This window comes from candidate division WOR-3 bacterium, assembly GCA_039801085.1.
Taxonomy (GTDB): domain Bacteria; phylum Hydrothermota; class Tepidihabitantia; order Tepidihabitantales; family Tepidihabitantaceae; genus JAOABP01.
In genome coordinates, this window is record JBDRTY010000001.1 from 36162 (window position 1) to 56803 (window position 20642).

Consider the following 20642-nt stretch of genomic DNA (forward strand, 5'->3'; position numbering starts at 1 on the left):
CCGGTGAGGTGGAGTCAGGTTCCGCTGCGGGAATTGGAGCTTGAGGACCGACTGGTCCGGGCGGTAACCCCTTACATACTTGAGTTTCGAGAAGTGCATGAAATGGTAGTAGATTTTTTCGGGATTTATCAACAGCTGGTGAATCCGGAGGCGACTGGAGTCGGGCCTCCGGAACGGGAGGCCAATGCGGAGAGTTATTGCATTTCCGGTCTCCAAGGGGAAGTTGGACGCTTTCATGTAATCTATGATCTGGAAGAGACCCGGCTGGCGATCGAGCTGCCGGCTGAGGAGGCAAGCAAAGTTTACCGGCTGTTGCGCGAGCAGAGGATTGTTGTCCCGGATCTGGAACTGGTTCGGAAAGTCATGTCCGGCAACCTGGCGGAAACGGTGGCTGCGATCTTCTGGCAGGTGGGCGCCATAAAGGTAAGCCTCGGTGATCTGCGACCGCTGTTTAAGGTGGATGAGAACCGGAATTACAGTCCGATTTACATTGATGTCAAGGGAATTTCCTACTATCCCGCGGTCTTGGATTTTGTATTGTCGGCAAGCGCCCTTTTAGTTCGTAATCTCAATTTTGATGTCATCTGCGGCATTGAAGCCGGCAGTATTGCACTCGCTGCGTTGCTAGCGCAGAAACTGAATAAGCCGATGTTTTTTGCCCGGCGTCATTTGCGTTACCCGGAGGCAAGTCCGTTTGAAGGGGTGAAGCAGCATGAGCTGTTCCGGAAGCGTGTGCTGCTCGTGGATGATACACTGGTGCATGGCTGGACCAAGACGCAGGTTGTCGAGGTGATCCGTCACTGGGGTGCGCAGGTTGATGCCTGTTTCGTGATCTTTGACCGCCAGCAGGGTGGGGAGGAGGAGCTGGCGCATGCCGGGGTCAGGCTGTATTCGCTGACCAACCGGGAGGCGGCGCTGTCCGAAAAGATACCGCGCGAGATCAGCTGTCTTACTGATGGGGAGTATGCCGAGGTCTGTTCCTATTTTGCCGATCCCCAGGAATGGCACCGGCGCCGGGGGTTGAATTTTACCCCGATAATGAAAAACTTGACATAGAGTTTTTAGTTTATAACAATTTATCTGAGGCTTAATTTCCAAAGGAGGTAAGATGCTGTGGCATTACCATTGTCCTGACTGCGGTCACCCACTTGAGGTGGAGTGGGCGCGGCATAGGGAAGAAACAGTATGCCGGAAGTGCCGTTTGCGTCATTATCCTCCGACCCCGGATGAGGATCCCTTTGCCTACATTGCGGGAGCCAAGTGGCCGCCGGAACTGGAGCAGATTGTCATTGCCCACAAGGGATCGGTGTGCTCTGCACCGGGTTGTTTCCGGAGTTACAATACGTTGACCCTCAAGAAGCCGATTTCCAAGGGTGGCAGGATTTCGGTTGATAATCTGATCCCGGTATGCACGCATCACGCCCGTGACAAGGGAGAGCAGGATTATGAGGAGTGGATTCAGAACCTGAAAGAACGGGAGTTGAATGAGCAGTTGGCAGCAGTTCCACCGCCGATGATTCAAGCGAAAGCGCCGCCCGCGGAATCGGCTGAAGCGGTTCCCCTTGCTGGTTATGTTCAGCTGATTTCCCGGGAGAGTAATACTAGGCTGATGCCTTTACCTGAGAACCGGCCGGTGGTAATGGCGCCGTTTCTGCGTGGGGCAGTCCGACGTCTGGTGTTTGACTACGAGTGGGAAGCAAAGGGCGGGGGTGAGGTGAAGGTCTATCTGGTTGCTTGGCCGAGAGGCGAAGAGCCGCGTCTGGATTTTCTAGAGAGTGAAGAATTTGCGGGCCTGAAGGCGGTAAAGGAGCACTGGGCAGAGCGGGATGCGCGCGGGGAGGGTTGTGTTACGCTGGAACTCCCGCCGGCACCAATGGGACGCTGGACAGCTGCGGTAGTGATGGAGGGAAATGGTGCGTTTGCAATTAAGGAGTTCGTGCTGGCAGGTTGTGATTAGGCAGCGAGCAGGGGTTTAAGTCTGGAGATTAATTCAGGAGCAGGAATTTCGATTTGTTCCCCGGTAATAAGGTTTTTGAGTCCATAGACGCCCCGTTTCAGTTCTTCCTCGCCGACAATGACAGCAAAGGCGGCATCTGCAAGGTCGGCAAGATGCAGCTGACGCTTGAGTTTCGGGCTGTCAAAGCTGAGCTGCGCAGGTATGCCGGCTTCGCGGAGCCGATCGACAAGGTCGACTGCGGGCCGGAGTTCGTTTTCTGATGTCCAGATGACAAATGCCAGTTGCCGTCTGTCGGTCTTTGCTTCCGATTGAGGCATTGCGAGCATGGTCCGTTCAAGCCCGATTGCCAGTCCGCTCGCGGGGGTGGGGGGGCCGCCGAGTTCTTCAATCAGGTAGTCATAGCGTCCGCCGCCGCCAAGGCTGTTCTGGGCACCAAGTTTATCGGAAATAAACTCAAAGGTCGTGCGGTTGTAGTAGTCCAAGCCGCGGACCAGATGGTCGTCGATCCTGTAGGGGAGCTGGCGGACAGCGAGTTCATTGATGACAATATTAAAGTGTGTCTGGCAGTCGGAGCAGAGGTACTCCCGGGGGACCGGAGCCTTCTGGAGCAGGGTCTGACAGTGATCATTTTTGCAGTCGAGGACCCGCAGGGGGTTTAATTCAATCCGCTGCTGACAGTCCGGGCACAGCGCCTCCCGGTTGAGACGCAGAAAGGTAAGCAGTTTTTCGCGATAATCCTGCCGGCAGGTGCGGCAGCCGATTGAGTTTACCATTACTGTGAGACTGGTGATATTCAGCCGGGAGAAGAAGCGGACGCCGAAATGGATCAGTTCGGCATCGGTGCGGGCACTGGCTTCACCGAGTGCCTCAATGCCCAGCTGGTAGAACTCCCGGTATCGGCCTTTCTGAGGCCGGCTGTAGCGGAAACAGGGGGTGATATAATAAAGCCGGCAAGGAAGAGCAAGGCGGTTTTCCAGAACCGCACGAATTACACCAGGCGTACCTTCGGGTTTAAGGGTGAGGCTGCGCTGGGAACGGTCCTGAAATGAGTACATCTCCTTGATTACAATGTCGGAGCCGGTGCCCGAGGATTTGATGAACAGTTCAGTATGTTCGAACGTGGGGGTTATGATCTCCTGAAAGCCGTGGATTACGGCAAGCTGACGGAATGTGTTTTCCACCAGCAGTTTCTGCTGGCTGAGGGGTGGGATGAAATCCTGAGTGCCTTTGGGGCGGGTATGGCGGAGCACGGTTACTTCAACCGCGTTGAGAGTTCATATGAAACCAGACCGAGTCCAAGTCCGATGAGGTTGGAGAGCAGGTCGACCAGATTATATTCTCTACCGGTGGGGAGTAAACGCTGAAGGTATTCGACACCGGCAGCAAGGGGCAGTGTGAGCAAAAGCGAAGTCCATGGCATTGCCGCTTGGCCGAGAACCCCCATGACCGTAAAAAGCGCAGTGTGAATAGTTTTGTCCAGGCCGCGCTGGATCAGTCGTGGCGGTCTGCCAGTAGGCAGCAGCAGGGCGATGACGGTAATGACAATCCAGAGAACGAAGAGAATCTTGGCGGGGCGGCGTTTAGCCACGGGTTTCCTCGCCTCGGACAATTTCCTTGATCCGCATTAACCGGGTGAGTTCTTGGCGTTCAGCTTCAGCCAGCCGGAAGGTGATCACCCGGACCGCATCTTCCAGAGCGGGGATAAGGACGAATTCGAGGGCGTTGACCCGGCGCCGGGTGCGTTCCAGCTCGGTTGCCAGAATTTCAACCGCCTTTTCCTTTTCGGCGAGGACGAGCAGAGAATCGAGGAGCTGTTCCATCCGGAGCAGGGCGATGTCCAGTTCGCCCGAGGTAGTGGCAAAGCCGTAGCAACGGAGCACACCACTGACTTTCTTGGTAAAAACCGGCACCCGGATGTTCATGATTGTCTGGGTCGAGACGGCAATTTCCACCTGGCGGGTCGGTTTCATTACCGCTTCCCGGAGAAACTCTCCGGGGTAAGAGTTGCGGGCGAGGGCGAAGCGGGCAAGGACACTGCGCGTTTCTTCCTGTACCCGTTGGCGATGCTCCCGGATTTCCTCGACCAGTTTCAGCAGCCGCCGCATGAGTTCCTGTTGTTTATCCTTGAGGAGTTTGTGGCCGCGCCGGGCAATTGCCAGCCGGCGGCGCAGACGCATCAACTCCATTCGGGTAGCGTTGACCGCGAGTCGCATCAGGTGAATTTTATAAAATCAGGCGCCAATGTCAAAGTTCTGGCATTTTAGTTTCTGATGCGGGAATCAGCTTACTCGGGGAAATGGCAGCGTGCGTGCTTTTAATGTTTGACCTGCCAGTCCAGCTCGAGGACCGCAATATCTTTTGTTTGCCGGACAACATCGGCGGCAACCAGCAGTTTACCATTGGTTGCAATTGAAACCCCCTTGGTCTGAGTGTCGAGTTTTAACTGGCGCTCCCAGATGGAACTGGCGTTGGGCAGGTATTCAAATACCAGCAGCTGGTGCTGTTTCGGGCTGAGCAGGGTACCGCAGATGATAATTGTGCCGTCCGGGCTGATACCGATGTCGTTGCCTTCAGCCTGGGCATTTTCACCATAGGCAACTTTGCGCACTGCGCCACCATCAGCGGTGTATTCAAGAATTACGCAACGGGTGGAATCTCCAATCCGGGCGGTGCCGACCGCAATGATGTTGCCAAATTGATCAAGAGCGATATTCCCCGGCTCATCATTTCCGCCGGAGTCATAGTGCCGGGTCCAGAGTGTTTCTCCACCGGGTTTCAGCCGCATGAGGAAAATATCCGGCCCGGAACAGAATCTGCCGAGCACGGTTAGGTTACCTTGAGCGTCTGCCTTGATCTTCCAGCCCTCAGCCGGTTCAGTAAAAGAATAGGTGCGTGTCCAGCGGGTGGTGCCAAAGGAATCCAGGACTGCGATAAATAGCTGGTTACCCTCTGCCGTGCTGATGCCACCGGTGATCGCAACTCCATCCTTCAATGAACAGATGCCGTTTGCCCATGATGCTTCTGCCAGTGACAGTCCTTTCTTCCACCGGGTTCTGCCATCATTACCCACACGGATCACGAGGCAGATTGTAGTATCATAGAGGCGGGTGTACCCGCAGAGATAGAGGTTTTTTTGATGGTCAAGGGCAGCATCTTTCAGGATATTGTAACTGCCCTCGGCAAAGTTCAGTTTTCTTCTTAACCTGCCATGCTGGTCAAGAAACTGGACTAGTCCGACCGACCTGCCCGTTGTCTCCCGTCCCAGATTGGCAACAAGAAGCAGATTTTCATCAGCAGTAAGCAGTTTCACGCACCGTTCATCGGTTCCGGTGTCAATCCAGGTCTGCCAGACCACCGGCGGTCTTCCGCAGAGAGCAAAAATTAACACCCAGGACAGTAACAGGACACGGCGTTTCATTTCTGACCTCCTTGCAGGTTAACAGATAACAATAGCCACGGATACGGGGTTTGTCAACTCAGCCATTTGCACGATGTTTCTGATTGATTCAGCATTTACTTTACGGATCGGATGGTGAATACACCCGGTAATAACCCACCACAAGGTTTAGTGTTTTAATAGTTTCAACACTATATATAGACCGAAGGTGGAATGGGGTTTAAGTGTGGATAAGGCGTTGTTTACTGTGTTTCGGACAGCAGATTTGACTTTTGAGCGCCGGGTTCATATACTATTTTGACGATGAGATGGGCGGCATTTGTGGTAAGCTTTGCGGTCGGTATTTTACGGTTGAGTGCGCAGGAACCTGAAGCTTGGCTGGTGCCGTTCGGATGTGCATTTGAGCATGATATTCAGGGGTTTAATCAGGTGTTTGTCCGGAATAATCTTCCTGAGTTCAGCAGGAGAATTTACGGCTGGGGTGTGGAACTGCGTTCCCTTGCCGGAGGTAACATTCTTATCGGTCCGATGTATTTCCGGGTACAGGAGCAGGTGAGAAATGACTCTTTCCAGCTGCGAACTGAAACTTGGAGCATTATGGGGGAAGCCGGTTTGAAACTGCCGATCTTTGGTTTCATGACGGTGACGCCGATGATCGGGTTGGGCGGTGTCCAGCCTGCTTTTCAGGTAAAGCAGTTAAAAGGCGATGTTGAGTTGGACAGTTTGCTCAGGGTACCGGGAAGGATGGCGAGTTTTTCTCCAGGGATCAAGCCTGCCGGGCTGGCGGCATTGGAAATCAGTCTGAATCTGCCGACCAAAGCCGGGAAATACGGGGTGGCGCTGAGGGGCGGGTATCTTTATTCGCCATTTGCATTGAGGTGGTGTCTGCTCGACGGGAGCGAGGTGCTCGGGACACCAGATTCTAGGATTCGCGGGTTCTGGGTTTCAGCGGGGTTCACGATCATTCCTGCGCCCGAGGTTGAGACCGAATGAGAAACCGGATGGGTCTGCTTGCAGGTGCCGGGCTACTGGCGCTTTTTGCCTGTCTTTATACCTACAAGGCTGATGCTACCGGTACATTTTCCCGGGCGGTTGAAAGTTTCCGGGAGGTAAATGTCGAGACCAAAAATGGTGCGGTAACGGTCAGTCCGAGTGCCGAAAGTGTTGCTCAGATTCAGATTGTCCGATATGCCTATGGCAAGGACCGGGAGGATGCCCAGCGTCGTCTGGAGCAGATTGCGGTTGTGGAGAGCGTTACCGGAGAGGAGTGGCATTTACGGGTGAATTTTCCGGCAAGTTCGGTGCCGCAGGGTGCGAATGTTACTGCCAGCCTTCCTGAGAATGCAGGAGTGAGTATCACCACCAGCAATGGAAGTGTTTCCGTTGCCGGCATTACTGGAGGGGTGACGGTGATTACGAGTAACGGGGCGGTGGAATTTACCGGTACCGGTGGGGACGGATACATCTCGACGACGAATGCGGATGTGCATGTGCGGGTTCATGAGGGGGGGGTGGCCGTTAATACATCAAATGGTGAAGTTGAATGTGATCTGAGTGATCTGCCGGCGGTCAAGAGCGTAAGTCTGAATACGAGCAACGGCAGGGTGGTGCTGAGTTTGCCACCGGATGTCTCCTGCCGGATTACTGCCAGCACCAGTAACGGTACAGTGGTGATTACCGGTTTTCATGCTGAATATGAAGAGCAGAGTCAGAGCCGGGTTCGAGCCAGGATAGGTTCAGGTGCCTCCAGCGTGACCGTCACCACTACCAATGGTGATATTTTGATTCAGAACCGGAGTCACACTACCGGTGGTCTAATTTATTAAATAAAATGGAGGATATATGGCAGATAATCAGAATGTTTTGCAGCTGACCGATAACAATTTTGAGATCGAGGTGTCCGGTTCCACCGTACCGATGCTGGTTGATTTCTGGGCACCGTGGTGCGGACCGTGCAGGATGATTGCACCGGTGATTGACCGGCTGGCAGAAAAGTATGCCCCGAGACTGAAGGTGGGGAAGGTAAATGTGGATGAGAATCCCCAGACCGCCGGCAAGTTCGGCATCATGAGCATTCCGACGCTGGTGTTCTTCAAAGAAGGCAAGGAGGTTGACCGGATTATCGGGGCGTTGCCCGAAGCGGTGCTGAGTGCCAAAATTGAGGAACTGCTGCGATAACCTCCGGTCTTATTAATTGATATTCAAGAATAACAGGCTGAAACCCGAGGCGGTTGACAGGCTGTTAGAGATTGTTTCTTCCGATCGGCTGATCACCGAGACTGAGCTGCTGATGGATTACAGTCACGATGAAAGTCCGTACCCTCCATGTGTCCCCGTTGCGGTGGTCAAGCCGGTAAGCGTCGAGGAGGTTGCCAGGATTGTTCAATTTGCCCGCGGCGAGAGGATACCGTTGACACCGCGCGGGCTCGGCACCGGTCTGGCAGGCGGTTCGGTGCCGGTTCACGGCGGGCTGGTGGTCAGTATGGAGTTGATGAACCGGATTCTGGAGATTGATACTGAAAATCTCATGGTCCGGACCGAACCAGGAGTTGTTACCGCGAGGTTACAGGAGGCATGCGCTGCTCACGGTCTCTATTATCCCGTTGACCCGGCTTCGCTTGACGACTGTTCAATCGGCGGTAATGTGGCGACAAATGCCGGTGGCGCCCGGGCGTTCAAGTATGGTGTTACCGGTGACTATGTTACCGGAGTTCAGGCGGTACTTGCCGATGGTTCGGTGATCAATTATGGCGGCAAGCTGCGCAAGAATGCCACCGGCTATGATTTGAACCGGTTGCTGGTTGGTTCGGAAGGAACTCTAGGAATTGTGACTGAGATTACCTTCCGGCTTGTGCCCAAGCCGGCTTATCAGGTGGATCTGCTCGTCCCCTGTCGGACTATGACACAGGCGGTGGAGCTGGTAATCCGGCTGGTGCAGGAACGGCGGGTGATGCCCGCAGTAGTGGAGTTTTTTGATAAGAAGGGAACTGATGCCAGCATCAGGGTGCTGGAAGAAAATCTGCCATTTCCTGATGCGCCAGTTCAGGTGCTGATTGAACTGGAGGGGAATGACCGGGAGGTGGTAAGTGAAGATGCGTTGAGGCTGGGGGAGATGGCGATGGCGCTGGGCACGGACGAACCGCTGGTTGCCGAGGATGCATCAAGCCAGGGACGGCTGTGGAAGACACGCCGTTCGCTGGCAAAGACATTGAAACAGTTTTACCCGGAGGTGATTGCTGAGGATATTGTTGTTCCGGTCAGCCGGCTGGCAGAGACGGTTGAGTTTATCTGTCAGCTGGAATCCCGGTTTGGACTGGTGATTGTGCCTTTCGGGCATATCGGTGACGGTAATATCCATACTGACTTCTGCCGGAATGAGTCTGACCGGGCGGGCTGGCAGGAGCGGGTGAACCGGGCAGTTGATGAACTGATTGATTTTGTGGTCCGGGCTGGCGGTCAGATAACCGCCGAGCACGGAATCGGTGCCCTGAAAAAGAGATTGATGAAGAAGGGACTGGGGGAGGCAGAGCTCAGGCTGATGCGTCACCTGAAGCAGACACTGGATCCGGATAATATCCTGAATCCGGGCAAGGTACTGCCTGATGATTAGTTAATGCAGGCGGACTTTGGCAATCCTGCCGGTTTTCCTGAAGTTTTTTCCCTGAACGACCACGATGTAGACACCATCGGCAACTTCCCGGTTCTGCTCGTTGGTGCCGCTCCACTGAATTTCCCGGTTTTGAACCCGGGAGAATTTCTTTACCAGAGTGCCGGAAAGGGTGTAGATGAAGACATCCGGTATCTCCTCCGGCGGAAAATCGAGGATTAACCGGCAGGGTCCGGTAAAGGGTGCCGGCAGGGTATAGGGTTCTGCCCAGCTGGTGATTCTGACGGAATAGTACTGGCTGACACGGGAGCGGTTGCCGAATGAGTCAATCGCAATCACTAGAAAGTAATAGCCTGAGGTGTCGCGGGCGAGGTTAAAAAGATAGGCGGTAGTATCACTGGTGGTCAATGCCCGGCGCAGGCGGGCAAACCGCTCAATTCTGATGTCATCGATAAAGACGCCGAGCCGGTTGATTTCGGCGTCAGTCTGATATCGGAATCTCAGATAGAGTTGCGGAGTGGCGGGCAGAAGATAGCGGAATTCCTGCCATTTTTCGCCATCACCATAGATTGAGTCCAGCGGCTGCCAGGTGGTTCTGTCGCTAGACCATTCAACATAGCAGACATCCCGGCGGATATTGCCGGTTGAATCTTCGGTCTCCTGAGTGGAGTAGAATCCATAAAATGAGAGCAGTCCTCCCTGCGGCAGATGGAGCGGGTCTTTCAGTTCCAGTCGGCAGTTCAGATTGCTGGCTGATCCCGAGAAGAACGCCCGGGCTGGGGATCGGAAGTAGCGGGTGGACAGACTCCAGCCGTCACTTTCCCAGTTGTTCAGGCTGTCTCCATGGTCAAGGAGTATGATTTCCGGTTCGGTTACCTGATACAGTTCGTAAGTTAGCGATGCCAGATCCCAGCTTTTCCGCCACCAGAGCCGGATGTCCCCTCGTCCACCAGTTCGGTGCCGGGTGATTTCCGGAGCCTCAGGTTTCACATCATCACAGCCGAAGTAGCTGTTGAGAAATTTCAGCCACGGTATGGAATCGGCAAAGGTCAGCCGGCGGTATTCGCTGATTTTGGTTTTAAAATCAAGATAGCCGAAAGGAAACCAGACGGCAGCGCCTTTAGCATTGCCCAAGCTGCCGCCAGTGGCGTTGGCGACAACCAGCGGATTGAGCGTTGAACGCAGGTATTTCAGACCAGTACCGGGTGCCAGTTCCCAGAAGTGAATAAAGTCAATCTGCTCGTCCCGGACAGAAGGAGGACGGACCGCATCGGTGGGGAAAGTCTGAACACCGGTTCGTGCCAGCCGGTAGCCGGTTGCCTGCGGATTCAGGCTGTCCTGCAGGGCCGGACCCAGAATTTTCAATACCCGTTCGAACTGGCGCAGGTCAAGAGCGGAAAGGCAGACATTCTCCCCCGGGAAAGAGCTGATATAGTCGGTACAGAATTCCGGGAGAAATTCCTCCGGTGTTGAGTTCGGTCGTGCGGTCAGACGCCCGAGGAAAAGATCATAGGGGAAACCATCCCACTCAACCACCGCCTCGGATGCCAGGAGGTAATCGGCAAAGGGCATCAGTTCAGCTGCGATTTCAACTGAACCCATGAGACAGGCGTCAAATCCGATGATGGTGAGTTTCCGCCCAAGCTGTTCAACGCCGTTTTTAATTGCCTTCCGGAGTTCCCCTCCGGCAACACCCATCATGTGGCCATGGGATTCGTCAATGAATACCGCCCTCTGCGGTCCATAGCCGGCACGCCAGCCATTACCATGGTCCCAGAGGATCAGCAGGTAGTTTGAAGCCGGATAGCGGGTGCCTAGGAATTCGATGAAATCTGCCAGCACGGCGGTGTCTGCCATGTCAACTTCCCCCAAGTCCGCAAGCAGGTCCAGCACCGATTTCCGCACATAATAACGACGGCAACCCGGATTGGTGTCCCGGGCGGCGTTGTCAACCTGAACGATGATGTTGACTTCGCTGGTCGAACCGATTGTAAGCATTTCCCGGAGATCTTCATATGCCTGTTCGCTCATGCCGTTGTCGGCACACATGTAGATACCCACGGTCCACTGGGCACCGTAGACAGGACACAGAAGTAAAAGCAGGGGGATGGTTAGCCATCCCCCTGCTTGTCGGATCGCCATTGCGGCGAATACGTTTTTAGAACCCGACCGTCAGCATAAGCCGGTGTGCCGGCTTGATGTACTGATAATACCGGAAGGAGTAGTCAAGACCAAGCTCCAGTCCTTCCGCCGGTTTACCCCTGATGCCGACGCCGGCACACAGACCGGTGAGCATTCCCAGTTTCTGCTGATAGTTCTGGTCAACATTCAGAATATACCCGCCGCGCAGGAAGAGCATTTCTGACAGTCCGTATTCGAGACCGAAGTTAACCGTTTCGTTGATATCGGATGGATGAACGATATCAATTGCCGCTGTCAGCCGGTGCGGGCAGGTCTGAACGAGATCCATTGCCACACCGAACCGGAAAGCAGTGGGGAGAGGAGCGGGTGTAGTTTTGTAGGAGCCCTGAAGCTGGCTCGGTCCCGAATCAGGCCAGTAGAAGTTATAATCGAGATGCGGACCGGAAAATGCCAGCTGAGTGCCGAAGTTGGTTACTGCAGCACCGAGTCGGAGCGATTTGAAGCCGGTGTTGTAGAACAGTCCGAGGTCGAGGCCGATTGCCGATGCACCCATATCCCAGATGGTCTGCTGGACACCCTTGACCGTGAGACCGAATGAGAGCTTGTCAGTGATAATGCGGGCGTAGCTGATTCCAAAGGCGATGTCGTTGGCGCCGATCGTAAGCCCGGTGCCTTCGTCTTCCCGGACCGGTGTCTTCGGATCATCAACAGTCGTCTGTTCAATTTCCCCCATCGTCAGAGCGTTCGCCCAAATGCCGACAGTGCCGAAGTTGGTTACTGGCAGGATAACCGTAAGGTAGTCATGGTTGAGGTCGGCAAACCAGTTTGCGTGATTTACCTGTGCCTGGCGCTTGATGTGTGCCAGACCGGCGGGGTTGAACCAGGTGGCGGAAGCATCATCCGCAAGTGCGGTAAAGGCATCGCCCATCCCGGAAGCCCGGCCGACACTGATTTTCAGAAAGTTAGCGCCGGTGGTTGCCACCTTGCTGAATGCAGCCTGGGCAACGGAAAAGGCGCCAACCGACACAAACAGCAGGCTGATAACGCCGATTTTTAATCCTTTTTTCATCTCTGCCTCCCTTTAATGGATGAACATGAACTTGCCGGTATATTCTCCAGCAGGGGACTCAACATGGAAGATGTAGACACCAGAGGCAATCAACTGTCCATAGTCATTGACCAGATCCCAGGTGGCGGTGCCACCTTCATCCAGCGGCTGTTTATTTGTATCACGGTGTTCAATCACCTTTACCAAGTCACCGGAGGTGGTATAGATTCTGATCGTGCAACGGTTGGGCAGATGGGTAAACTTGATCACCCGCTGGTCAGATGTTTTCTCCCAGCCGTTAAATACGATATAGGGATTGGGGACCACTTTGACCTGCAGTTTGCGTTTGGTGGTTGTGTCAGCGTAACCGGTGGTAGAGACCAGACGCAGAATGTTGTAGAAAGCAGCCGAACCTTCAGTCCGATGGCCGGTCAGGAGCCAGACATCACCATCCTGAATTGAGTTCATGAGACTGCGTAGGCTGTCGCCCGAGGGTTTCAGTCCGAGGTAACCGCCGCCGATGTAGATGTTGGCGATCGTGCCTTTCAGAGTGTCGGTTGGAGAACGGAACAGCCGGTCAACAAAGCACCAGCCATTGGCGTTCTGAGGTCCGGTACCGGCGGTAGTGAATTTAGAGAAGGGAACTTCAATGTTGCCGTTGGTAATGTCATAGACTTGGGCAGTGAGATAGCCGTCACGGTTCTTCCATTCAATCCGATAATCGGAACCTCTGAATGCCCAGTATGCCTGCGCCGGTGCACTGCCGACCTTCAGTGATTCCGCCGGATAGCTGCCACTGAGTACACTCACCGCATCAAAAGGTGTGGCCGGGATTTTCATGTTCATAACCATTTTCAGTCCGATACCGTTGATTACCGGCAGGTTGATTATCATCTTCTTTGCCGGCGAGGCAATTTCATAGACGAAGGATGTGGTGTCAACCACGAGCGAATCATTAAGGCTGGTATTGACCACATAGTAGGAGTATTTGGGTTTTGATGTGGAACCGGACCATTGAGGACCGAGGAACCGGATTTCGTAGACATCGCTGTTAACCAAGAACGGAACCGCAACCGTAGTTGTGCAGGACAGCGCGCTGTTTAATGTGTCGCCAGCCACCTTGACAATTCGGGCTTCGGGGAAGACATAGTTAGGGGCATCCCAGCGGGGGACCGTGGAGAAGTTGGAGACAATTCCGGAACGGAGGATCAGCGTATCCCAGGCGACCGGTTGACCCTGAGCATTGGTGTCGGTGGTAACATAGTTCCAGTCGTAGGCGGTAACACAGTAGTAGTAGGTGAAGCCGTTGATCACATTCTTATCCAAGAGTGTGTAATAGATGCCACTGTCGGTCGCCTTGATCCAGAGACTGTCGGGAAGCGTGGAGTCACCGCCTGGAGGATAAGTGAAAGTGATGGAATCAGCCAAGTCACACTGTCCGATAATTTGCCAGTTTGCACCATCGCGCGATTTGTAGATGATGTAGCCCTGAAAGTCGTAACCGCGATACATCGGGTCATAACCCGGCTCACCAGGACGGCTTGCCACCTTTTCCCAGTAGCGATCCGGAGTTCTTTCCGGCAGATCATCCCAGACGATCCGCACCTGTTTGTCCCCCGGAACCAGAATGATATTGGGGGCAACCGGAGGTCCGGGCAGGAGCCATCCCTGGTCAAAGATGAACTGGGCGGAGTTTGCTACCTTGGCAAGGTGAACCAGTGAGTCCTTGGGTCGGTCTGCCCATGGCTGGTTCGGTCCGCCAAATGGAGCACCGATTGCAGCAACAACGAGCCTTTCAACCTGTCCGGGGGCAAGGTCGAATGGACCGGAGCACATGATGAAGCGCTTGTCTGCCGGCGAGACATCAACTGAATCGTATGCGGAGTAGACGCCAGTGCGATAGTCGTAGCCCGCCATGGTCAGATACTGGGCAGGGTCGGTGACCGGGTCGATGTCAATCGTGAATTTCTTGAATGCGGTCATACCCAGCGGTACTTTAATTGTGTCTCCTGTCGAAGTGATTGAGTCGCGTTTGGGGCTGTCGAGGAACTTGTAGGCAAAGACACCAGGTGTGCCCGTTTCCCAAGTTGTGCCCGGACTTTCGTTATTATCATAGTCACCAGCATAGCCGACATTGCGCACCCAGCCAGCGCCCGGGATGGAGTCGTAGAGAATAAAGCCCACCATGTCGTCAGTGGCGTTGCCGATGTCCGGATCCATGACCGCACCGATGAAGCACCGTTTGAGCGTGTCAGTCCCGGAATTGCGGACATTGTAGATTATGAAGAAGATGTCCTGATTGGAGGGGTAGTTCCAGGCATAGACCACCTGATAGACATCAATGTTTTGAGGTTTGCCCGGCGCGATGTGGTTCTCCGGAGCACCGTCCGAGTAGACGCACCACATGTCTTGGAGTGAGAATGCCTCATAAGGAATAAGCACGCTGTCCAGTTTAGAATCGCCGGTCTGCCAGCGATCACGGGGAGCTGGGGGCCAGTCGTTCGGATAGACGAAGATCCGGTCTTCAGCAGCACCAGCTCCTTCAGGAGCATGGGCAACTGTGGTGGGCGTCATTTCCGTTCCACCGGAATTGGGGTTGTAGCCGAACGAGACGAGAGTGTCAATTTTTTCATCCGCGCGGGGTTTTAATGAGCCAAACCACATACCCGCACCAAAGATGTAGCAGTTGTGGAGCGGCTGGGGCCAAGAACCGCCCGCCTGACCGGTGCCGACCGTAACATCAATTCCGTAGCGGCCGTCGTTGTAGAACGGACACTTCCAGCGGTTGATGTTCAGCCATTTCATATCATAAATCCGCTTACCCGATTTCACCGGGGTGGCGGATCTGGCAAGCACCGGTGTAAGAAGCGCCAGCAACAACAGGCTGGCGATGGTTAAATTAAGCAATTTCTTCACCTTTCCTCCCTTAGAACGACAGGCTGACACCAAAGCGAATCTTGCGTGAGGAACCGAAATAGGTCGGTGCCTTCACATAATCCTCTCTTGCCCGCATGTAGGACTCATAGAGTTCCATCTGTGACAGGTAGCCGTCATGATTGAAATCCCGCGCCGGATGATAGTAAAGGTCCCCGAAGCGGATTCCGGGCGAAAATTCCTGCGGAGTAAAGATCCTGCCGTCGTAATCCGGCTTGCCGGTGGCAGAATAGACGCTGGTGACGACCCGGGTGTTGAGGAGGTTGGTGATATCACAGGAAAGTGCCAGATTGAGACCGCCCAGTTTTATATCCTTGCCGAAGCGCATATCAATAGTGAAACTTGACGGCATGCGTGCCGAGTTTTCCGGTCCGGTCCGGTTGCCGCGGATGTCGGTCGGGGTGTAGGGCAATCCGGAACCGTAGTTAGCCACCGCTGAGGTGTTGAAATCCCGCAGTGGGATGAAGATGAAGTCTGAAGGGAAGGAAAGTCCGATGCTGCCATGGAGTGAGTGGCGCTGGTCCTGATCAAGATAGTAATCGACCTGGAGCGGTTTTTCGCGCTGGTACTGGTCGGTCGCGGTAGAAGCGGTGCCCTTGGCAATCTGGAAGGTGTAGCCGAGCTGAGCGTTCCAGTAGTCGGAAAGTGCCTTAGTCATCGTTGCTTCAAATCCCTGGATCCGGGCGTATTCAACATTATAATACATCGTATAGGGCTGAGGCAGGGCGGAGACAACGCGGACACCGGAAAGGTCAAATACATCCTTATAGAAAGCGGTAAGGTCAAAGGCGAAAACATCTGTTAGCTGGGCATCAAAACCGATTTCGTAGGCGATTGTTTTTTCCGCACTCATGTTCGGATTGCCGACGATGATGTTGCCCCGGCCGCGGAGTTCAGCTGCCGGGCGCTCGGCATACTCGTAAAGGTTTGCAAATACCGGGTTCTTGAAGAAATGACCGTAGGAGAAGCGGAATTTGATCCGTTCGGTAATCGGATAGGAAATACCGAGTCGGGGTGAAAGCCGAAACTTTGGCGGTACCGGCAGGAAGCTGTCGGATATCTCCGGCGTGGAACCGAGTGATTCGGGAAATGCACGGACCTTCGCCTTCGCATCCAGATAGTCAAACCGGACACCGGCGCGCACTACGAGGTCTTCGAAATCAGCCCGATCCTGAACATAGGCGGCTGCCACGAGCGGTTTGTAATTATAGGCATCCCAGAATGGATTGGCATCCCAAGGGAGCGAATTGTCATACATTGAAACTGAGTACTGGGTGATGTCGACACCGGTTTTTATTTCGTGGACCTTGGAGATCGTCCGGGTCAGGTCAAACTTGAAGAGGGCGTGATTTGTCGCCCGGTAATGCCAGACCCGGTTGTCGCCCTCGGTCACGAACAGTCCTGGTACACCGAGTGGATAATCAAGCAGGGCATAAGCCTGCATGAAGTTTTTCTTCTGTGCCTTGTGAGCATAAACTGTGTCGCCATTCGGCGCCAGCCAGTAAGAACGGTAGAGCTGAAGCACCGCTTCCTTCTTGCTCAATCCTTCCGGATTGTTGAATACCCAGTCCTCTGCCCGGAAGAAATACCGGTCCCAGATGCCGGTTTTGCGCAGAAAACCCCAGAAACCGGTGGTATCAGCTGCTTCGGCGTCAAAGTTGCGCACCGTACGGATGAGCGAGGTCTGGAAGATGCCGAATTTTGCCTCGTAGACGGTGGTCGGGGAAAGCATATGGTTCAGAGTGATGTTGGATTTGTAACTGCGCACCCGGTTGGCATACATCGCCTGCAGGTAATACTTGTAGGTATTGGACCAGGTCTGCCACTGATAATTGGAGTGATAGCCATCGATCGTCAATTTCATACCTTCCCGGGTGAGGAAAAATTCTTTCGGGAATTGCAGGGTGAGTTTGCCCTCGACCGCATATTCGCCCCTGGGGGCATTAACTTTGTAAAGGCAGTTTCGGTCGTCGTCAGTTTTGAAGTATTCAGTGGAAATGAAGTAGCGAAGCCGGTTCCAGAAGGTCGGACCGCCGATGGAGAATGTAACCCGGTTATAACCGAAGTTCAAATCGGGATTGGGAAAGACCTCGTCGGTCAGATAGCCGAGTTTACCCGAGGTTCTGGTACCGCCTTCCTTCGTAACCGCCTTGATGATACCCGACATTGCCGAGCCGTATTCCGCATCAAAGCCGCCGGTGACTACAACTACTGAAGCCAGAGCATCACTTGTCGGTTTGGGACTGGACCAGAGGGTACCGACTACCGCATCCTGGGCAGCAACACCATCGACGAGATATGCGACATCATCGTATCTGCCACCACGGATGTGGGTCCAGCCGCGGCCTGCGGTCTGGGTTACACCCGCCTGCAGGCCGACCAGTTCGGAGAGCTGGACTACCGGGAGTCGCTTGAACTCTTCGTCTGTGATAACCCTTTCCACAGTAACCGTACCCCGGTTCACCATCGGACGCTCTGCCTTTACTTCCACCGTTCCCACTTCAATCGCGGTAGGTGTCAGCTGGAAATCAATCACCGTCACCTGATCCTGCACTACCAGTACATCAGTGACCGTCATTTCATTATAGGAGATATAGGAGGCACTCAGCTTATATCTGCCCGGGGGAACGTTGTTGATTTCATACTCTCCGTTAGCGTCGGTTGCGGCACCCAGTTCGGTTCCGACAACGATCACATTGGCACCGATTAATGGTTCTCGAGTCCGTTTATCAATAACTTTCCCCCTGATTCTGCCGACCACACCGGCAAAGGCGGCCGGAACGGTCAGCAGGAGGATCAGGAAAAGCGTCAATTTCTTCATTGTCCGCCTCCTTTGACATTAATTGGAATTCCCCAGATGGTGGCGGTCAGTTCTCCACCGGCATCGTAAAGCACGGGGAACGGAATCTGCTCAATATAGAGCCACTGTACCCCGGTCTGATTCAGCTTCAGCCGGCTGCCGGACCAGAGCCGGTAGCGGGTATTGTTGTAAAAGAGGAAATTCTGAGCATCGGTAACTGCAGTATAGAGCCCGGTTACCCAGACACTGTCATTCACTGAGTAGGAAAGCAGTCCATCCGGATAATCATAGAACCGCTGACAGCCGAAGTGCAGTGTGTCCGGACGCAGGAAGAAGGTGTCAACGCGAACACCGTTGGTCAGATAGGCTTGAATAAAATAGGGCGCATCATCAGGGTTGGGAGCGTAGAACCTCGGGCCGCCGGTAATCTTCCAGAAGCGCCACTCGCCATTTTCCTTCTTCAGAACGCAGCCGTTGATGACGACACCATTGATCGGTTTTTCCACAATCATTGAAGTGTCGGTGAACAGCGTGTCATGAAATTTAAGCCGGATGGTCTCCGAAGGGGTGATGATAATGGAATCACGGAGAAAACGGGTGTATTTCCGGGCGTGCAGTCTTAGTAGCCCGGGGATAGTTTCGACAACGGTTACAGTTGCGGTGGTTTCTTTGGAAACGGTATCAGCAACGGCGACGAATTTATACGCCCATTTCCGGCCCGTGCTGTCAAACCAGTGCTGCATTGAGTCACAGATATAACGCTGCTTGAAAGCGTTGTCCTTGATTGCCTTTTTCAGAATCGAGTCCGAAATCAACCAGTCAAAATACTGGAGTTCCCCTTCATTAAAATTAACCGTAAGCAGATTCCGGTTTGCTTCGATTACCGCTGCGATTGCGGTGCTGTCGGCTGCGCTCGGCTGCCAGATCGCCGGCGGGGGCATGCGGCCACAACCGGTGAGGGCAACTGTTATCAGCAGGAAACCGGCAGCCAGAAGAACCAGCCAGTTTCTTCCTGATGCCGGAGGCGCAGCCGGGTGGTTTTTACCAACTATGATCCGCACAGTCTGCCTCCTTTTATTTTTCCTGATTTATGAGTTTCGTTGTCTGCTCTCATATGCGTTATACCGAAATTAAACTTCGGTTTTGTTGAATATTAACAGAATACTTAAAAGTGTCAAAAGGAATGACCCGGCCCACGACAGGTCCGAATTCGGATTGTTTATCAATTACCAAGGTATATTAAAATTAGCCAAAGACCGGTCTGGTGTCAAGCAAATCAGGTATCTGTGCTGAGGATAGGCAGAGTTTTAGGCAGATTGACAGAACCGATAATCCCATTTATAATTTTACGGGCAGCAAAAGGAGGTTTTATGAAAAGGCTGCTGTTTGTGGTAATCCTGCCGAGGCTTGTCTTGGGAATCTATGACATGAAGTGGTTTGATCTCAATAGCTGGCGGTGTCCGTTCTATAATGATGGCCGCTGGGGAATTGATGTGACCGCCGGTCCCGGTGCACCCGGCGGTTCCTGGCCTCAGCCATTGCGGAATTTCTATATCTTCGGCGCCGGTGTCTGGATTGGTACGATTGTCGGTAATGACACTCTTACTACCTGCGGGTATAATCCCAACACCGGGGGAACCGAGATGTTCCCGGCGTTGTGCCGGTACTGGCGGCAGACACCCCTGGATTCTGCCGATCGGGTTTATAAATATCCGGGTGACTGGCCACCACCGGCAGCCAGATTTCCGATGGCACCACAGCAGGCGCGTTCGGAAATGGATCTCTGGATGTGTTTTAGTGACTCGGAGCCGGGTAGCCATAACGCGCCGGGGAGACCGCTGGGGGTTGATGTCTATCTAACCGTTTACGGGTTCTCAGACTCATTTTCGCGCGACATGTTCATCCTGAAATATGAACTTGTCAACGCCTCAGGAGGGGTGCTGAATCAGATGTATGCCGGTCTGGTGGTTGATGCCGATATCGGTTATCCCGGTGATGACATGACCGGACTGATTCTCGATCGGCAGTTTGTAGTCGGTACTGACACATTCCGGGTAAAGAACACTGGTTTCTTCTATGATTACAATAACATTGAGACGTCCAGTTCGGTCTGGGAATCAGGAACACCCGGTGCAGTGGCGGTACGGCTGCTACTGGCGCCCAATGGTCTTAACTTGAGCGCTTTCAAGCGGTTTACCATTGAGATTGATCCGGTCCGGGATGCAGAACAGTATCTGACGCTAAAAGGTTATAATTACCGGACGGGCAATTATGAGCCTTATGATTCTCTTGATTCTGAGCCAGGCGATAAACGGGCACTGCTGGCGGTCGGACCGGTGGATCTGCCGGCAGGCGGCGAGGCAACTTTTTACTTTGCGGTAATCGCTTCCCCATATGGCAGTCAGGGACAGACGCCGGAGGAACGTGATACTACCGAACTGGCGCTGCGGTGCTGGTGGGCAGAACGGCTGCTTGCCCGAATTCTGGGCATTGAGGAGGCACAGGAGGTCGGGTTTAAGCGATGGTTGACGGTTTATCCCAATCCCTGCCGACTGGGAACTGTGATGACCGTTACTGGTGCTGATGGTGTCCGGATTTATGATCTTCAGGGTAGACTGGTGAAGGAGCTGAGCGGAAGTGATTCCCGCTGGGACGGAAGAGACAGGCAGGGCAGACTGGTGTCAGCTGGAGTTTATTTCTTCAGACCGGTTAAGAATCGGACGGAGGTCAGCAAGGTGCTGCTGGTCCGAGAGTAAA

At 53.8% G+C, this 20642-nt stretch carries 16 protein-coding genes; 7 read left to right on the forward strand and 9 right to left on the reverse strand.

Annotated features, from left to right (window positions below; translation table 11 throughout):
* Positions 1-3: 3 nt before the first annotated feature.
* Together ABIK48_00200 and ABIK48_00205 are read left to right on the forward strand one after the other, a co-directional pair.
* On the forward strand, positions 4-1056 hold the full coding sequence (locus ABIK48_00200) for a phosphoribosyltransferase family protein (protein MEO0020582.1): 1053 nt from the start codon (positions 4-6) through the stop codon (positions 1054-1056).
* A gap of 52 nt (positions 1057-1108) precedes the next feature.
* Positions 1109-1957 carry an HNH endonuclease signature motif containing protein gene (locus tag ABIK48_00205; GenBank protein ID MEO0020583.1) on the forward strand — a complete coding sequence of 283 codons (849 nt, stop codon included), beginning with the start codon at positions 1109-1111 and terminating at the stop codon, positions 1955-1957.
* On the opposite strand, the gene hisS is transcribed toward ABIK48_00205, so the two are convergent.
* The 4 genes from hisS to ABIK48_00225 all read right to left on the reverse strand — a co-directional run bounded on the left by hisS (position 1954) and on the right by ABIK48_00225 (position 5375).
* Complete coding sequence (gene hisS / locus ABIK48_00210) at positions 1954-3207, reverse strand: histidine--tRNA ligase (protein ID MEO0020584.1); 1254 nt, start codon at positions 3205-3207, stop codon at positions 1954-1956. The two genes, ABIK48_00205 and hisS, sit on opposite strands and share 4 nt — an antisense overlap.
* Before the next feature lie 2 nt (positions 3208-3209).
* Positions 3210-3545, reverse strand: a complete 336-nt coding sequence (locus ABIK48_00215) for a hypothetical protein (protein MEO0020585.1) — start codon at positions 3543-3545, stop codon at positions 3210-3212.
* Positions 3538-4170, reverse strand: a complete 633-nt coding sequence (locus tag ABIK48_00220) for a V-type ATP synthase subunit D (protein MEO0020586.1) — start codon at positions 4168-4170, stop codon at positions 3538-3540. The genes ABIK48_00215 and ABIK48_00220 overlap by 8 nt, the downstream gene beginning before the upstream one ends.
* A gap of 101 nt (positions 4171-4271) precedes the next feature.
* Entirely contained in the window at positions 4272-5375 is a 1104-nt protein-coding gene (locus tag ABIK48_00225; protein MEO0020587.1) for a hypothetical protein, read from the reverse strand.
* Positions 5376-5657: 282 nt separating this feature from the next.
* Here ABIK48_00225 and ABIK48_00230 point away from each other — a divergent pair, with 282 nt between their 5' ends.
* Genes ABIK48_00230 through ABIK48_00245 form a run of 4 tightly spaced genes read left to right on the forward strand, consistent with a single transcriptional unit; the run spans position 5658 to position 8964 of the window.
* A complete protein-coding gene (locus ABIK48_00230; protein ID MEO0020588.1) occupies positions 5658-6347 on the forward strand; it encodes a hypothetical protein in 690 nt (229 codons plus the stop codon).
* Entirely contained in the window at positions 6344-7180 is an 837-nt protein-coding gene (locus ABIK48_00235; GenBank protein ID MEO0020589.1) for a DUF4097 family beta strand repeat-containing protein, read from the forward strand. Before ABIK48_00230 ends, ABIK48_00235 begins: the two co-directional genes overlap by 4 nt.
* 16 nt (positions 7181-7196) lie before the next feature.
* Positions 7197-7532 carry a thioredoxin gene (trxA, locus tag ABIK48_00240; protein ID MEO0020590.1) on the forward strand — a complete coding sequence of 112 codons (336 nt, stop codon included), beginning with the start codon at positions 7197-7199 and terminating at the stop codon, positions 7530-7532.
* Between the two features lie 16 nt (positions 7533-7548).
* The gene (locus ABIK48_00245) at positions 7549-8964 is read left to right on the forward strand and encodes an FAD-binding oxidoreductase (protein MEO0020591.1); all 1416 of its coding nucleotides are present in this window, start codon (positions 7549-7551) and stop codon (positions 8962-8964) included.
* On the opposite strand, the gene ABIK48_00250 is transcribed toward ABIK48_00245, so the two are convergent.
* The 5 genes from ABIK48_00250 to ABIK48_00270 are packed head-to-tail and all read right to left on the reverse strand — an operon-like array spanning position 8965 to position 18946.
* A complete protein-coding gene (locus ABIK48_00250) occupies positions 8965-11103 on the reverse strand; it encodes a clostripain-related cysteine peptidase (GenBank protein ID MEO0020592.1) in 2139 nt (712 codons plus the stop codon).
* A 16-nt stretch (positions 11104-11119) separates the two neighbouring features.
* Positions 11120-12172, reverse strand: coding sequence for a PorV/PorQ family protein (locus ABIK48_00255; protein MEO0020593.1), 1053 nt, complete (start codon positions 12170-12172; stop codon positions 11120-11122).
* Positions 12173-12184: 12 nt separating this feature from the next.
* Complete coding sequence (locus ABIK48_00260) at positions 12185-15067, reverse strand: hypothetical protein (protein MEO0020594.1); 2883 nt, start codon at positions 15065-15067, stop codon at positions 12185-12187.
* Positions 15068-15077: 10 nt separating this feature from the next.
* Positions 15078-17906, reverse strand: a complete 2829-nt coding sequence (locus ABIK48_00265; GenBank protein ID MEO0020595.1) for a TonB-dependent receptor — start codon at positions 17904-17906, stop codon at positions 15078-15080.
* Positions 17903-18946: a hypothetical protein gene (locus ABIK48_00270; protein ID MEO0020596.1), complete on the reverse strand. Its 1044-nt coding sequence runs from the start codon at positions 18944-18946 to the stop codon at positions 17903-17905. The genes ABIK48_00265 and ABIK48_00270 overlap by 4 nt, the downstream gene beginning before the upstream one ends.
* A gap of 309 nt (positions 18947-19255) precedes the next feature.
* Between ABIK48_00270 and ABIK48_00275 the strand changes: the two genes are divergently transcribed.
* Entirely contained in the window at positions 19256-20641 is a 1386-nt protein-coding gene (locus ABIK48_00275; protein ID MEO0020597.1) for a T9SS type A sorting domain-containing protein, read from the forward strand.
* Position 20642 lies beyond the last annotated feature (1 nt).